12 protein-coding genes and 1 pseudogene are annotated in these 13,317 nt (G+C 69.3%); 2 read left to right on the top strand and 11 right to left on the bottom strand.

The window, feature by feature from the left end; all coding sequences use genetic code 11:
- Positions 1 to 494: 494 nt before the first annotated feature.
- The 7 genes from JWR81_RS34415 to JWR81_RS17910 all read right to left on the bottom strand — a co-directional run bounded on the left by JWR81_RS34415 (position 495) and on the right by JWR81_RS17910 (position 6,617).
- On the bottom strand, positions 495 to 1,367 hold the full coding sequence (locus JWR81_RS34415; RefSeq protein ID WP_367278806.1) for an alpha/beta hydrolase: 873 nt from the start codon (positions 1,365 to 1,367) through the stop codon (positions 495 to 497).
- On the bottom strand, positions 1,364 to 1,558 hold the full coding sequence (locus JWR81_RS17935; RefSeq protein ID WP_297653669.1) for a hypothetical protein: 195 nt from the start codon (positions 1,556 to 1,558) through the stop codon (positions 1,364 to 1,366). The genes JWR81_RS34415 and JWR81_RS17935 overlap by 4 nt, the downstream gene beginning before the upstream one ends.
- A 79-nt stretch (positions 1,559 to 1,637) precedes the next feature.
- Positions 1,638 to 2,099, bottom strand: coding sequence for a universal stress protein (locus tag JWR81_RS17930; protein WP_297653666.1), 462 nt, complete (start codon positions 2,097 to 2,099; stop codon positions 1,638 to 1,640).
- A gap of 22 nt (positions 2,100 to 2,121) precedes the next feature.
- Positions 2,122 to 2,703, bottom strand: a complete 582-nt coding sequence (locus JWR81_RS17925; protein WP_297653664.1) for a hypothetical protein — start codon at positions 2,701 to 2,703, stop codon at positions 2,122 to 2,124.
- A 110-nt stretch (positions 2,704 to 2,813) separates the two neighbouring features.
- Positions 2,814 to 3,140 carry a hypothetical protein gene (locus JWR81_RS17920; RefSeq protein ID WP_297653660.1) on the bottom strand — a complete coding sequence of 109 codons (327 nt, stop codon included), beginning with the start codon at positions 3,138 to 3,140 and terminating at the stop codon, positions 2,814 to 2,816.
- Between the two features lie 10 nt (positions 3,141 to 3,150).
- The gene (locus JWR81_RS17915; RefSeq protein WP_297653657.1) at positions 3,151 to 4,821 is read right to left on the bottom strand and encodes a sodium:solute symporter family protein; all 1,671 of its coding nucleotides are present in this window, start codon (positions 4,819 to 4,821) and stop codon (positions 3,151 to 3,153) included.
- Between the two features lie 14 nt (positions 4,822 to 4,835).
- Positions 4,836 to 6,617: a substrate-binding domain-containing protein gene (locus JWR81_RS17910; RefSeq protein ID WP_297653672.1), complete on the bottom strand. Its 1,782-nt coding sequence runs from the start codon at positions 6,615 to 6,617 to the stop codon at positions 4,836 to 4,838.
- 562 nt (positions 6,618 to 7,179) lie between these two features.
- Between JWR81_RS17910 and JWR81_RS17905 the strand changes: the two are divergent.
- Positions 7,180 to 7,332: pseudogene (locus JWR81_RS17905) on the top strand (IclR family transcriptional regulator); the annotation flags it as partial.
- 485 nt (positions 7,333 to 7,817) lie between these two features.
- Here the strand turns inward: JWR81_RS17905 and JWR81_RS17900 are convergent.
- From JWR81_RS17900 to JWR81_RS17885, 4 genes are read right to left on the bottom strand one after another with little or no spacing between them, the layout of a single operon-like run.
- Positions 7,818 to 8,429, bottom strand: coding sequence for an isochorismatase family protein (locus JWR81_RS17900; RefSeq protein ID WP_297653654.1), 612 nt, complete (start codon positions 8,427 to 8,429; stop codon positions 7,818 to 7,820).
- Positions 8,426 to 10,282: a hydantoinase B/oxoprolinase family protein gene (locus JWR81_RS17895; RefSeq protein ID WP_297653651.1), complete on the bottom strand. Its 1,857-nt coding sequence runs from the start codon at positions 10,280 to 10,282 to the stop codon at positions 8,426 to 8,428. Before JWR81_RS17895 ends, JWR81_RS17900 begins: the two co-directional genes overlap by 4 nt.
- Before the next feature lies 1 nt (position 10,283).
- A complete protein-coding gene (locus JWR81_RS17890; protein ID WP_297653648.1) occupies positions 10,284 to 12,323 on the bottom strand; it encodes a hydantoinase/oxoprolinase family protein in 2,040 nt (679 codons plus the stop codon).
- On the bottom strand, positions 12,320 to 12,976 hold the full coding sequence (locus tag JWR81_RS17885; RefSeq protein ID WP_297653644.1) for a GntR family transcriptional regulator: 657 nt from the start codon (positions 12,974 to 12,976) through the stop codon (positions 12,320 to 12,322). The genes JWR81_RS17890 and JWR81_RS17885 overlap by 4 nt, the downstream gene beginning before the upstream one ends.
- Before the next feature lie 106 nt (positions 12,977 to 13,082).
- Here JWR81_RS17885 and JWR81_RS17880 point away from each other — a divergent pair.
- The coding region (locus JWR81_RS17880) for an isocitrate lyase/phosphoenolpyruvate mutase family protein (RefSeq protein WP_297653641.1) at positions 13,083 to 13,317 on the top strand (235 nt) is incomplete at its 3' end.

The following is a 13,317-nucleotide window of genomic DNA, read 5'->3' as shown; positions in this document are numbered from 1 at the left end:
CGTCGTCCGTACTCCAGTCCGTACTCCAGATCCTCGTCGTCCTCGAGGACCGGGTGCGGCTCGACGCCCTCGGTGATCTCCCACCGCCGACCACCCGCGTCGGTGACGAGCGACACGCCGCTGCACTGGAAGTTTCTGATACGCACGTTGGGGTGACCCTGCGATCTCCAGGAGCCCCATCACGCTTGGCCACTGCGCCCGTTGCCAGCCCGCACTGGTCGCCACCGGCCTCGACATCATCGATACCGGCCAGCTCCCGGGCGCCACCAGTGAGAACGCCGAGTTGCAGGTGCTCGACGGCGGATCGGTGGGCCCGAGGCCGAGGTCGCGATCCATCGCCGGGCCGCGGAGCTGCTCGGCCAGGTGGTTGACCCAAAATGGCTACGAGGCGATCGCGATGATGGCCTCAGAGAAGCTGCCAGCCCAGCTGGCCTAGAGCTACTCGGACGCCGCGCCGGGGTGCTGCCGCGGGATCCTCTGCGAGAAGGTGCCGGTTACACGGCTCTGGGGGGAGCTGCATCTGTTCCAGCATGATCTGCGCGATCTGGCTGCCGGAGGTTCCCAACTCGATCACCGCCGTCATGTGGTCGACCCCGCCGAGCTCGATGAGCGCCGTCGTCGACCCCACTTCGCCCCGAACACGCCGGAAGTCGGCGGCTTGTCGTCGGAACTCGTCGGTTCCTCGGCGCCGTAGGCGAGAACCACGGGCGCCCTACCTGATGGTCTTCGGGCAGGACTGAGCTCATCCACGTCGGCGTCAGTGAGACGGAGCACCTCGTTGAGGTTGCTCGATCGCACCGGTTCGAGGTCGTAGAGCCCGCTGATGGCCACGACTCCTCGAACCAGGTCGCGGGCGAGACCGTGCGTGGACCAGTCGTGTGTGCTGGCGACAGCCGCCAAGTGCCCCCGGCCGAACGCCCCGAAACGAAGATCCGCTCTGGATCGCCGCCGTAGCGCTCGATGTTCTGCGCTACCCAGGCGACCGCGTCGAGACACTGCCGCACCAGCGTCCCGAGGGAGACCGACGGGACGAGCGCGTAGTCGACCACGACCGCCATGCCGCCGGCGGCATTGACCGTGCCCGCGACGAAGGAGAAGTCGTCCTTCGAGAACCGGCGCCAGTAGCCGCCGTGGAAGAAGATCTGGACCGGTTGCGGGTCTGGCGTGTCGGCGGGGAAGACGTCCAGCGTCTCTGCCGCCGACACGCCGTAGGGCACGTCGAGCGCGGCGCGCGGGCTCGCCGCACGGAGCAGCCTGCTCTGCGCGGCGAACCAGGCTATGTGCTCGTCGAACCGCGGGACTGCCGCGGCGATGTCGAACTGCCGGTCCAGACCTGACTGGTCGTACTGCCGGTGGGCCGGCTTCATACGGCAGACATGTGCGCGAGCGCGGGCAGGTCCGTCGCGTGCACAGCTCCGTCCTTCATGACCATCGCGAGGTTGTCGCGATCCTGGAGGATCCGTACGTCCTCCACCGGGTTGCCGCGGACCAGCAGCAGGTCGGCGAGGTAGCCGTCCCGGACCTGGGGTGCTTGCCGCTTACTCGCACACCTGCACACCTGCACACCCGCTGATCCGCACAAACTGTCCGCACGATGCGGCACCGGATGACGGCAGGCACCCGCTAGGCAGTGCGTGTCACACCCGGTGGCGCACCACCACCACCGGGCAGGTGGCGTGCTGCACGCAGTGCTGGCTCACCGAGCCGAGCAGCATCCCGGTGAACCCGCCGTGCCCGCTGCCGCCCACCACGAGGAGTGCCGCGTGCCGGGAGGCTTCGATGAGCACCGGCGCGGCTTGCCCGTTGACCAGCTTCGGCGTCACCGCCACCTGCGGGTTCGCCCCCAGCACCTCCTCGATCGCCGCGGTGAGCATCTTGTGCGCTTCCTCGGTGAAGTCCACCTGCGCACGGGACTTGCCGTAGGTGGCAGGTATCTGCCACGCCGTGGCGAAGTCGATCGGCAGGTGCCACGCCGTGATGACCTCCAGGGGGGCCTCGGTGACCTGAGCCTGTCGTGCCGCCCAGCGCAAGGCGTCCTTGCTGTCCTCGGACCCGTCGACGCCCACTACGATCGGCGCCTGGCCGCGCGGCTCACTCATCGTCGCCTCCTTCTGTGCCGCCCTACACGAGTGCGGTGAGCTGCTGACGGCTCCGCGCGACCTCCCGGTCGGCCGTCTGCTCGGCCGCGATCAGCAGCGCCTCCACCTCGGCACCGGTGCGCCCGGGCCGGTCGTTCCAGCTGACCAGGTCGCGGAGCTGCTGTGCGCGGATGGGCGGGGCCGGGCACCAGCGGACCGGCTCGCGGTCACTACGGTGCAGCGTGTGCCAGGCCAGGTCGAAGGTGCGCTGGACCACCTGGGTGTCGGCGGTCGCGGCGCTGCCGTTGGCGTGCAGGATCGCGCCCACCAGACACGCACGGGCGACCGGGCCGCCACCGAGGTTCCCCCGCAGGTACCCGATCGAGTGGTCGCGGCCGTGCTCATCCGGGCGGACGTACCACGCGTCCTGGACCCAGCCCGCCGCCACGACCTCCCGTGCGGCCCCGACGAGCTCGCGGATCTGCATCAGCTCGGCGATGTGGGCGCTCAGCCGGTCCTGGCCCGCTAGCCGCCTGCGCTGCCTTCTGCGCTCCCACCATCCGACACGCTCGACCGTGGAGGAATCCGTCTGCGCATCCCGCGCAGCGAACGACGATGCCCTCACAACTCGCTCCCTCTCAACAATCACCCAAATGGGCTGTCACAGTCGGGCCGATCCTCGGACTTGCAGCCCTCGACAACCATCGTTGCCCAAGGTTTCCGGACCGTCCACGTCTAGTGATGCATGCCGCCGGACGTGCCCATCTCCTCCAGCGCCTTCTTGGCCGCCGCCATTTCCGCCTTGGTGACCGGCGGCGGCGGGCTGAGCAGGATCCACAGCAGGAAGATCACGCCGAGGGCGAGCATCATCGCGCCCACCCACAGCGCGATGTTGATCCCCGCCGCCTTCTCGATGTCGGCCGGGCTCGGCGCCAAACCGGGGATGATCACCAGCACCCCGAAGATGACGAACAGGACACCGATGAACGTGCGGAGGTCGAACAGCTTCGCCAAGCGCCAAGTCTTGGCTTCCTCCGGGTCGAGGTCGTATTTCTTGGCCACGCGTCCTCCCTCAGTTCACCAGCTCGATGTAGACGTACGCGACGACGCACAACGCCAGGGACAGCGCGCCGAGCGCGACCGGGCTCTTGACGATTGCGGCGATGCCGCGTGCTTTCTCCGTGGGTCCAGCCGCGGCGAGGGTTTGGCGTCCGTAGACCAGGCCCTCGAGCTCCTCGTCGGTCTTCGGCTCGCTGAACCGGGTCGCGATCACCATCACCACCAGGCCGACCAGGAACGCGATGATGGCCGCCCACTGGTTCTCACCGAGGTCACTGCGGAAATGAAGCACTCCGAACTGGTAGAGGAGGAAGATCCCGAACGAGGTGATCGTGCCGACGAGCATGCCCCAGAAACCGGAGCTGCGTCCGGCGCCCTTCCAGAACATGCCGACGATGAACGCCAGGAAGATCGGCACGTTGAAGAACGAGAAGAGCGTCTGGATGTAGTTATTGATGTTGCTGTAGCCTGCGGCCAGGAACGCGGTGCCGATGCCGACGAAGACCCCGGCGATGGTGGTGTAGCGGCCGACCTGCAGGTAGTAGCGGTCCGGACGACCGGGCCGGATGTAGGTCTGCCAGATGTCATAGGTCCACACCGCGTTGAACGACGAGATGTTGGCCGCCATGCCCGCCATGAAGGCGGCGAGCAGCCCGGTGATGGCCACGCCCAGCACGCCTGTGGGCAGGTACTTGTTCATCAGCCCGGGGATGGCGTCGTTGTAGGGAAGCCCGCCGGACTCGCCGATCCCCGGAAGCAGCAGCACCGCGGCCATGCCCGGGATGACGATCGCGAACGGAATGATGATCTTCGGGAACGAACCGATGATCGGGGTCAGCCGGGCGGCGTTGTCATCCTTGGCCGACATGGCCCGCTGCACCTCGGCGAAGTTGGTCGTCCAGTATCCGAACGACAGGCAGAACGACAGGCCGAACACCAGCCCGACCCAGTCGCCGATCGGGTTGTCGCCGCCGAACCCGAGACCCGACCAGGGGTGGGTGAAGTTCGGCCCGTTGACCGACAGCTTCTGGAAGAGGCCGCCGATGCCGCCGACCTCCTTCAGCGCGATGATCACAATCGGGATCAGCCCGGCGCAGATCACGAAGAACTGCATCACCTCGTTGTAGATCGCGCTGGTCAGCCCGCCGAGCAGGATGTAGGACAGCACGAACAACGCCGACACCACGATCGCGATCGGCAGCGGGATCCCCAGCAGCACGTCCAACACCGCGGCCAGCGCGTACAAGTTCACCCCGGCGATCAGGATCGACGCCAGCACGAAGATGATCGCATTGACGAGGTGCGTCTTCTGGTCGTAGCGGCGCACCAGGTACTCGGGGACGCTGCGCACCTTCGAGCCGTAATAGAACGGCATCATCACGACACCGAGGAAGATCATCGCCGGGACGGCGCCGATCCAGTAGTAGTGCACGATCGAGATCCCGTACTGGGCGCCGCTGGCCGCCATGCCGAGGATCTCGATAGCACCGAGATTGGCGCCGATGAAAGCGATCCCGGTTACCCACGCGGGCAGCGATCGGCCGGACAGGAAGAAATCCGCGGACGTCGTGACCAGGCGCTTCAACGCGAACCCGATGCCGATCACGAAGCCGAAGTAGATCACCAGCAGCGCGATGTCCAACCCGCCGAGCCGCAGCGTCAAGGTTTCCGCGGCGAGGTTCATGTGATCACTTCCTCTCAGCTCGGGTATCCGCCTTGCTGCACGAGCACGGGCGCATTGCCCTGGTAGAGCTTCGCCACCTGCGCAGCGTTGTCCTTGGTGACGAGGCTCGGCCCGGTGTAGATCGGCTGGAACGGGTGCTGGCCGAACCGCGCCTGGAACGCCGCCACCTGCACCGCCACGTAGCCCTGCAGGAAGGGCTGCTGGTCGACGGCGAACTGCGCCTGGCCGTTCTGGACGGCCGCCAGGTTGGTGGTCGAGACGTCGAACGACCCGAGCTTCACCTTTCCGAACGCGTTCGTTGCCTGCAGCGCGCCGCCTGCCGCGCTGAAGCCGGGAAGGCCGGTGGCGAGCACGCCGTTGATCGACGGATCTTGCTGGAGGGCGTTCTCCACCGCTTGTTGGGCGTCGTGCAGCTGCGCGCCGTTGACGTGCAGCACCTGCACCGTGCCGCCTGTGTTGGCGAGTTGCTTGCTGAAGCCGTCGCACCGGTCGGTGAGGGCGGCGTTCTGCTCCTCGTGGATGACGCACAGCCCGTGGGTGACCCCGGCCTGGGCCATCGCCGTGCCTGCCTCCTGACCGGCCAGCGTCTCGTCCTGCCCGACGTAGGTGAGCCCGCCGACCTGGCTGAGCTGGCCGACGCCGACGTTCATCACGATCACCGGCACCCCGGAGTCGGACGCCTGCTTGATCGGCGCGGTCAGCACCGCCGGGTCGGGGATCGTCACGGCCATCGCCGCGGGTTTCTGGGCGGCAGCGTCGGTGATCAGCTTGGCCTGCTCGTTCGGGTCGGTGGTGTCCGGCGAGCTGTACTTCAGGTCCGCGTTGAAGTCCGTCGCGGCCTGTTCGGCGCCCTTGCGGATCAGGGCCCAGAACGGGTCGAAGCCCTGGCCGTGGGTGACCATGGCGATGGTCACCCGCTGCTGCTGGCCCGGCTTCCCGAGACCCTGGTACAGGCTCATCACCTTGGCGGCGTTGTCCTTCGTCACCATGCTGGGTCCGGTGTAGATCGGCCGGAACGGGTGTTGGCCGAAGCGGGCCTGGTACGCGGCGGTCTGGACCGCGTCGTACCCCTGCAGGAAGGGCTGCTGGTCGACGACGAAGAGGGCGTCGCCGCTCTGCACGGCTGCCAGGTTGTTCGGGTTGTCCACCGAGACGTCGAACGTGCCGATCTTGATCCGCCCGGCCGCGTTCAGGCCCTTCACTGCCGCGCTCACCGCGCTGAACCCCTGGATACCCGTGGCCAGCACGCCGTTGATCGTCGGGTCCTGCGCGAGGGCGTTCGTGACGGCCGTCTGGGACCCCTGCGCGTCGGTGCCGTTGACGTGCAGGACCGCCACCGTGCCACCCGAGGCCGCCAACTGCGTCTGGAAGCCCGAGCACCGGTCCGTCAGGGCCGTGTTCTGCTCCTCGTGGATCACACACAGCGCACGCTTGACGCCCGCCTGTGTCATCGCCGTGCCGGCATCCTGACCGGCCAAGGTGTCGTCCTGGCCGACGAACGTGAGCCCGCCGACCTGGTCGAGCTGGTTGACCCCGACGTTCGCCACGATCACCGGGATCCCCGACTCCGACACCTGCTTGATCGGCGCCGTCAGCACGGTCGGATCCGGGATCGTCACCACCATCGCCGCCGGCTTCTGCCCGGCGGTGTCGCTAATCAGCTTCGCCTGCGCCTGGGCGTCGGTCGTCGGCGGCGCGCTATAGCGCAGGTCCACATTGAAATCCGATGCCGCCTGCTCGGCGCCCTGCTTCACCTGCGCCCAGAAAGGATCACTCACCTGGCCGTGGGTCACCATCCCCACGCTTACTTTGGCACTGTTCGGGTTCTGGACCGGATTCGTCGGACCCGGCGTAGCGCTGCAGGAGGCCATCCCGAGGCAGGCCGCAACGGCCATCATCGACATCTGAGAACGACGGCTCGGCCACACGACACTCACCCATCTTCCCATCGCAGGCTGCGAGGAGGTGGTGCTTCGGATCCCGACAGCCTCAGCGAACGAGAGAGTCCCCTAGCGCAATGGCCGAGTCAAGATCTCCAATTAATCACTACCGGATTCGCCGCAGCGATGTCCGATTTGCCCGATTCTTGATAGCGATCAGGAATGCCGGCGGAAGGGGCACGGGCGCGGGGTCGACACTGCCCGGAGAAATGATCTTCCCTACGGGCAGTTGTTGTCACAATCATTTCTGCTGACGATCGAGAAAGGCATCCGTCGATAGGGCGATGATCGTGATGCGAGCAAGTGGCAGGCGTGCACCGCGCCGTCCCCGGCTCGCCGGGCGCCCCGCGCGGGAACGGCGCCTGCGCGCGATGACGTTCGTCGTGGGTGGACCGTCACCGACTTCGTCGCGGCGCCCGTTCGCGACCGGTCAGGGTCGGTCGTGGCCGCCCTCGCGTCCTCAGCCTCGAGCGGGCGGTCGGATCCGGAGCGGCTCCGGGAGGAGGTCGTCCCGCTGCTGGTGGGCATCGCTGAGCAGATCAGCGCCGACCTCGGAAACCAGGGCGGCTGAGCGCAGGCCGCGCACCCGAACCGCGTGAAATGATCCCCGGTCAGCCGCGGCCGGCCGAGCGCCGTAGGCGGCCGGTGCGACCGCGACTCCGACACCAGCTGCGGGGCGGCCGTTCTTCCGCTTCCTGGGCTCCGGCGATGGCCAGCCGCCCCACCGTCACGGAGGTTCGTCACCGAGAAGCGGAGCAAGACCGGGGAGACTGCCCCGACGTGCAGGCCTGCGCCCTAGCTTGCTAGTCCCGGGCGGCCCTCTCAGCGGCGGGTCAACGCCGAGTAGTCAGCCTGGATCTTCGGCCTCGCGCTGATCTTCGAGCTCATCGGCTACGCCGTCTCGGTCGTCACCCCGACGACGCTCACCACGGCCGGACTGCTCTGCGTCGCCCTCCACCTCGCAGGGATCGGCACGGCCCGCCCGGCGCGGCGCGGCCGTCGCTGATCGTCGAGCAGGAATCCGGTGTCCGACCGGGCCGGATTCCTGCTGCACGATCAGCTCCGGAGGTGGTCCAGGGCCTCGCCGGAGCCGACGACGTCGGCGTACTTCGCGTCGAGGTCGGCGAGGTTGGCGTCGTGCAGCTCGCGGGTGCGGTCCGCGCAGGCGTCGCGGACGACCTGCGGGCGGAAGCCGTGGTTCAGGGCGTCCGTCGCCGTGGCCCGCACGCAGCCCGACGTCGAGACGCCCGCGATCACGAGGGTGTCGACGCCCGCCGTGTGCAGCGTCGCGGCCAGCGAGGTGCCGAAGAACGCGGATGCGTACTGCTTCGCCACCACCGGCTCGCCCGCGACCGGCTTCAGCGTCAGCTCTCCCCAGCCGCCCTCGGCGTCCTCGGCGAACGCCGCGAGAGCGGGCACCTTCCGCACGAACAGCCCGCTGTCCGCCAGCCCGCTCGTGTAGCGCACCACCGTCCAGACGACCGGGAACCCGGCGCTCCGCGCCGCGTCCACCAGTGAAGCGGTCGCGGCGACGGCCGGTGCGGGCTCGGGCAGCGCGAACGGCCCGTCCGGCTCGGTGTAAGCGCGCACCAGGTCGATCACGACCAGCGCGGGCGACGACCCCCACCCGACCCGACCGGAGAACGCACCGCCGTGGGGCCCGCTCACGTCCAGACCGGCCGGTTCGGCGCGGGGAGGCCCGTCTCCGCCTCGCAGTCGGCCAGGATCGTCTCCATCGGCGGGCCCATGTCGAACACCGGCAGCTCGGCGGGCCGGTTCGCCCGCATGTCGGCGCGCAGCGCCTGCGTGGCGGCCGGATCCCCGACGACCACGCCATAGCGGCGGGCCCCCGCGTCGGTGACGAGGCCGCGCCGGACCTCCAGCTCAACCAGGGCCGGGTCGCGCTCCAACGGGTCGCCCCAGCCGCCGCCGCCCCACGTGACGAAGTGCAGGACGTCACCGGGTCGCACGGGAACATCGTGGCACTTGGACGGCAGCACCGTCCGCGTGCCGTCGGGGTGGTCGAGCCACTTGGTCCCGCGCGCCCCGGGCGTGCCGCCGTTGACGCCCCACGGGTAGGTCAGCCAGCGGTCGTCGTGGATCGCGATCTCGCCCGGCTCCTCGAACACGTAGGCGACGTCGACGCCGTTGCCGCCGCGGTGCAGGCCCGCGCCGCCGGTGTCGGCGATCGTCTCCCACTTCTCGATGCGCAGCGGGTAGTACGACTCCAGGTACTCGCATGGGATGTTGACGAAGCTGGGCCACAGCGAGTGGCCGTCCGGCCCGTCGCCGAGCGGACGGCCGGGAATGCCGCCGAAGCCGATCGAGTAGAGCTGGAACCACTCGCCCTTGCGGTCGCCGCTCGAGTAGTTGCCGGAGTACATGAAGTGCGGGCTGGACGAGAAGCCGGCCGCGTTGAGCAGCGCCGGGTTGGTCTGGCCGAGCAGGCCGCCGAACAGGTCGAACACCCGCCCGATGCCGTGGTTGCGACCGTTGAGCGACGCCGGATGCTTGGGCTTCCAGTACGACCCGTCGGGGATCGTGACGTCGACGAGCGGGTAGAAGCCGTCGTTCCAGAGGATCTGCGGGTCGGCCACGGTGATCATGTAGATCCCGAAGAACATCCGCGTCAGGTTCTCGTTGATGTAGTAGTTGATCGGCCCGGCGGCCTGCGGGCTGGATCCGGTGAAGTCGAGGTGCACCTTCTCGCCCGTGCGGGTGAGCGAGAGCTTGAGCTCGTACGGGCCGTTGCCCAGGCCGTCGTCGCAGATGTAGTCGGTGAAGCTGAGCGTGCGCCCCTCGTCGAACACCAGCGACAGCAGCACCTTCATCGCGTCGTAGTTGCGCTGCAGCAGGGCGTCGAGCGCGGAGAGGTAGGTGGCGGTGCCGAAGCGCTCGCACATCTCGACCACGCGCCGCGACGCCGTGCGGCAGGCCGCGACCAGGCCGTTGAGGTCGGCACGGTTCCAGTCGGGCATGCGCACCTGGTTGAGGATGATGCGCAGCGCGTCCTCGTTGATCGTCCCCTTCGAGTAGAGCTTGAAGGGCGGGATCACCACGCCCTCCTCGTAGATCGTGCGCGCGTCGGTCGGCATCGAGCACGGTGTCTTGCCGCCGACGTCGGACATGTGCCCGAACATCGACGCCCAGCCCACCACGCGCCCCTCGGAGAAGATCGGCACGACGATCAGCCAGTCGTTGGCGTGGCTGATTGCGGCCCCGCAGGCGTACGGATCGGACGTCAGCAGGACGTCCCCTTCCTCGACGGTGTCGTCGAAGCCCTCGAGGAAGTCGGGGATGGAGAGCCCGAACTGGCCGACCACCATCTTGCCGTCCGGGTCGGCGATCAGCGGGAACTCGTCGTGCTGCTCGCGGATGCCGGGGGACAGGGCGGTGCGGAAGAGCACCTCGTCCATCTCGTAGCGGGCGTTGCGCAGGCCGTTCTCGATGAGGTCCAGGGTGACCGGGTCGACGTCGGTCTGCTCGACGGCGCCGGTCGCGGTCTCGATGATGCGTGCCATCTCAGGCCTCCACCGGGTTGATCAAGAGGGAACCGGACGCGTGCACGGTGGCCGCGTGGTCGGGCAGCACGAGGGTCGTGGAGTCCATCTCGACGACGATCGCCGGCCCGGTGATCACGTCACCGGCGCGCAGGGTGGTGCGGTCGTAGACGTTCGCGTCCACGGTTGCGCCGTAGACGTGGATCGGGTGCGTGTCGGCCGGCGTCGGCGGCCCCTCCGACGCGGGGAGCGTCACCGCCGCCACCTCCGGCCGCGGGCCGGAGACGGTCGCGCGGGCGTTGACCAGCTCGTGGTCGGTGGTCAGCAGGAACGAGAACAGACGCTCGTGCTCGGTGTCGAAGTCCTTGGCGAGTGTGGTCAGCGCGTCGTTGTCGAGGGTGGTGACCTCGATGGGGATCTCGAAGCCCTGGCCGTGGTAGCGGACGTCCACCTGGTAGGTGGTGGTTTGGTCGGCCTCGGCGACGCCCTGCTCGGTCAGCCGAGCGCCGGCCTCGGCCGCGAGCTCGGTCAGCACGGTCGTGAGGTCGCCGCCCTCCAGGTCGGCGAACCGGCGCAGCACTGTTCGCGCCGACTCCGACCGCTTGGACGTCGTCGCGTCGCCCAGTGCGCACAGCACCCCGGGCGACGGCGGCACGATCACCGGCCACGCGCCCGTCAGCTTGCCCAGCGCATTGGCGTGCAGCGGGCCGGCGCCGCCGAACGCGACGAGCGCGAAGTCGCGGGGGTCGAAGCCCTGCTGCACCGAGACCAGTCGCAGGCCGCCGAGCATGTTCTCGTCGACGATGTCGACGATGCCCGCTGCGGCCTGCTCCGGGGAGGCGAGTCCCATCGACTTGGCGACGAGGTCCACCGCGTGCCGGGACGCGTCGACGTCGAGGGTGATCTCGCCGCCGGCCAGGGAGGCGGGCAGGTAGCCGAGCACGACGTTGGCGTCGGTGACGGTCGGCTCGGTGCCGCCCTTGCCGTACGCGGCCGGGCCGGGTGCGGCGCCCGCGGACTGAGGCCCGACACGCAGCGCGCGCGTCAGCTCGGGCACGTGGGCGATGGAGCCGCCGCCGGCGCCGACCGTCCGGACGTCGACGCTGGACGCGCGCACCGTCAGGTCGCCGACCTTGGTCTCGCGGCCGATCCGCGGGGTCAGCCCCTGCACGAGCGCGACGTCGGTGGAGGTGCCGCCCATGTCGAAGGTGATGAGGTCGGAGTAGCCGCACTGCTCGGCGACCCACACCGCGCCCGTGACGCCGCCGGCCGGGCCCGACAGCAGCATCGTCACGGGTGAGGCGATCGCGGCGTCGGTGGCCGAGAGCCCGCCGTCGCTGCGCAGGATGGCGAGCTCGCCGGCGACCCCGCCCTCGGTGAGTTTGCCGCTCAGGGTCTCAATGTAGCGCTTGACCTGCGGCTGGACGTAGCCGTTGGCCACCGTCGTGACGGTGCGCTCGTACTCGCGCAGCTCGGGCAGCACGTCGGACGACAGCGAGACGGGCACGCCGGGCAACAGCTCCGCGGCGATCTCGGCGATGCGCCTCTCGTGGGCCGGGTCGGCGAAGGAGTTGATCAGGGAGACGGCGAGCGCGTCGATGCCGTTCAGCTTCGCGAGCTGCGCTCTGACGTCCGCCTCGTCCAACGACCGGATCACCGTGCCGTCGGAGGCGAGGCGTTCATCGACCTCGACGGTGTTCTCCAGCGCCGCCAGCGGCTCGGGCTTGGGCCAGATGATCCAGCCCGCGAGCCCGCCGGGGACGTACGAGCGGGCGATCTGCAGGACCTGCCGGAAGCCCTTCGTCGTGACGAGTCCGACGGTGGCGCCCTTGCCCTCCAGGATCGCGTTGGTGGCGATCGTGGTGCCGTGCAGCACCTGTGCCACCTCGCTCAGCTCGATGCCGGCCTCGGCGCACACCTTGCCGATGCCGTTCAGCACACCGATGGCCTGGTCGGAGGGCGTCGACGCGGTCTTGGCGCGCCAGGTGGCGCCGCTGGCCTCCTCGACGAGCAGCACGTCGGTGAAGGTGCCTCCGACGTCGACTCCGAGCCGATAACTCATGAATCCTCCTGCTCGCGGGCGGTCCGGACCATCACGGCCCGGGCGTTGTGGATGTGGGCGGTCATGACGGCCTGCGCCCAGGCGGGATCACTCGCCCGGATCGCGGCGACGATCTCGAGATGGTGCGCGAGGCTGCGGCGCAGCGACGCGTCGTCGTAGGCGTGGAAGTTGCGCAGCACGATCGGGGCGTGGATCGCCCCGGCCAGCGCGCTGGCCATCGCGGCGTGGTCGGCGAGCTCCACGAGGCGGCCGTGGAACGCGCGGTTGAGCGGGACGATCGCGTCGAGGTCCTGGTCGGGGCCGGGTGTGCCGACGGCCAGCATCTCCTGCGCGAGGGCCTCCAGCTCGGCGATGTGGGGCTCGTCCGCGTGCGGCACCGCGAGTGCGGTCAGCCTTGGTTCGAGCGCCGCGCGGAGGTCGAACACCTCCTCCAGTTCGGCGACGGTCCAGCTGCTCACCCGGGCGCCCCGGTTGGGGACGATCTCGACGAGCCCCTCGGCCGCGAGGCGGGTCAGCGCCTCGCGCACCGGCGTGCGGCTGACGCCCAGCCGCTCGGCCAGCTCGGCCTCACCGAGGCGAGCACCGGCGGCGAAGTCGCCGCGCAGGATCAGCTCCCGCACCGCGCCGACCGCTCGCTCCGAAGCTCGCGTCACGTGACCTCCCGCAGGAATTGTGTGCAATGTAGGGCCGGCGGGTTTCGTCGACAAGGTCTCGGCGGTACATTTTCAGGGCTTGCATACAAACGGCGGAAGGAGGCACGTGGGAAAGCTGTTGTCGGGACCGATCGCGCCGCGGGCCCGGCTGCGCGAGCTGCTCGCGGCCGACGCTCCGCTCGTCGCCCCCGGTGCCTACGACGCGCTGTCGGCGCGGCTGGTGGAGCAGGCCGGGTTCGACGTCGTCTACATGACGGGGTTCGGCACCACCGCGTCGCTGATCGGGCGGCCGGACGTCGGGCTGCTCAGCAGCACCGAGATGATCGACAACGCCCGGCGCA

Source organism: Pseudonocardia sp. (genome assembly GCF_025965585.1).
Classification (GTDB): Bacteria; Actinomycetota; Actinomycetes; order Mycobacteriales; family Pseudonocardiaceae; genus Pseudonocardia.
This window is presented reverse-complemented; position numbering and strand designations above follow the sequence as displayed.

What these genes read in the sequence shown, in the direction of transcription:
- JWR81_RS34415 (WP_367278806.1), bottom strand. Translation starts at nt 1,367, where the DNA reads ATGAAGCCGGCCCACCGGCAGTACGACCAGTCAGGTCTGGACCGGCAG.
- JWR81_RS17930 (WP_297653666.1), bottom strand. Translation starts at nt 2,099, where the DNA reads ATGAGTGAGCCGCGCGGCCAGGCGCCGATCGTAGTGGGCGTCGACGGG.
- JWR81_RS17915 (WP_297653657.1), bottom strand. Translation starts at nt 4,821, where the DNA reads ATGAACCTCGCCGCGGAAACCTTGACGCTGCGGCTCGGCGGGTTGGAC.
- JWR81_RS17910 (WP_297653672.1), bottom strand. Translation starts at nt 6,617, where the DNA reads ATGGTGACCCACGGCCAGGTGAGTGATCCTTTCTGGGCGCAGGTGAAG.
- JWR81_RS17895 (WP_297653651.1), bottom strand. Translation starts at nt 10,282, where the DNA reads ATGGCACGCATCATCGAGACCGCGACCGGCGCCGTCGAGCAGACCGAC.
- JWR81_RS17890 (WP_297653648.1), bottom strand. Translation starts at nt 12,323, where the DNA reads ATGAGTTATCGGCTCGGAGTCGACGTCGGAGGCACCTTCACCGACGTG.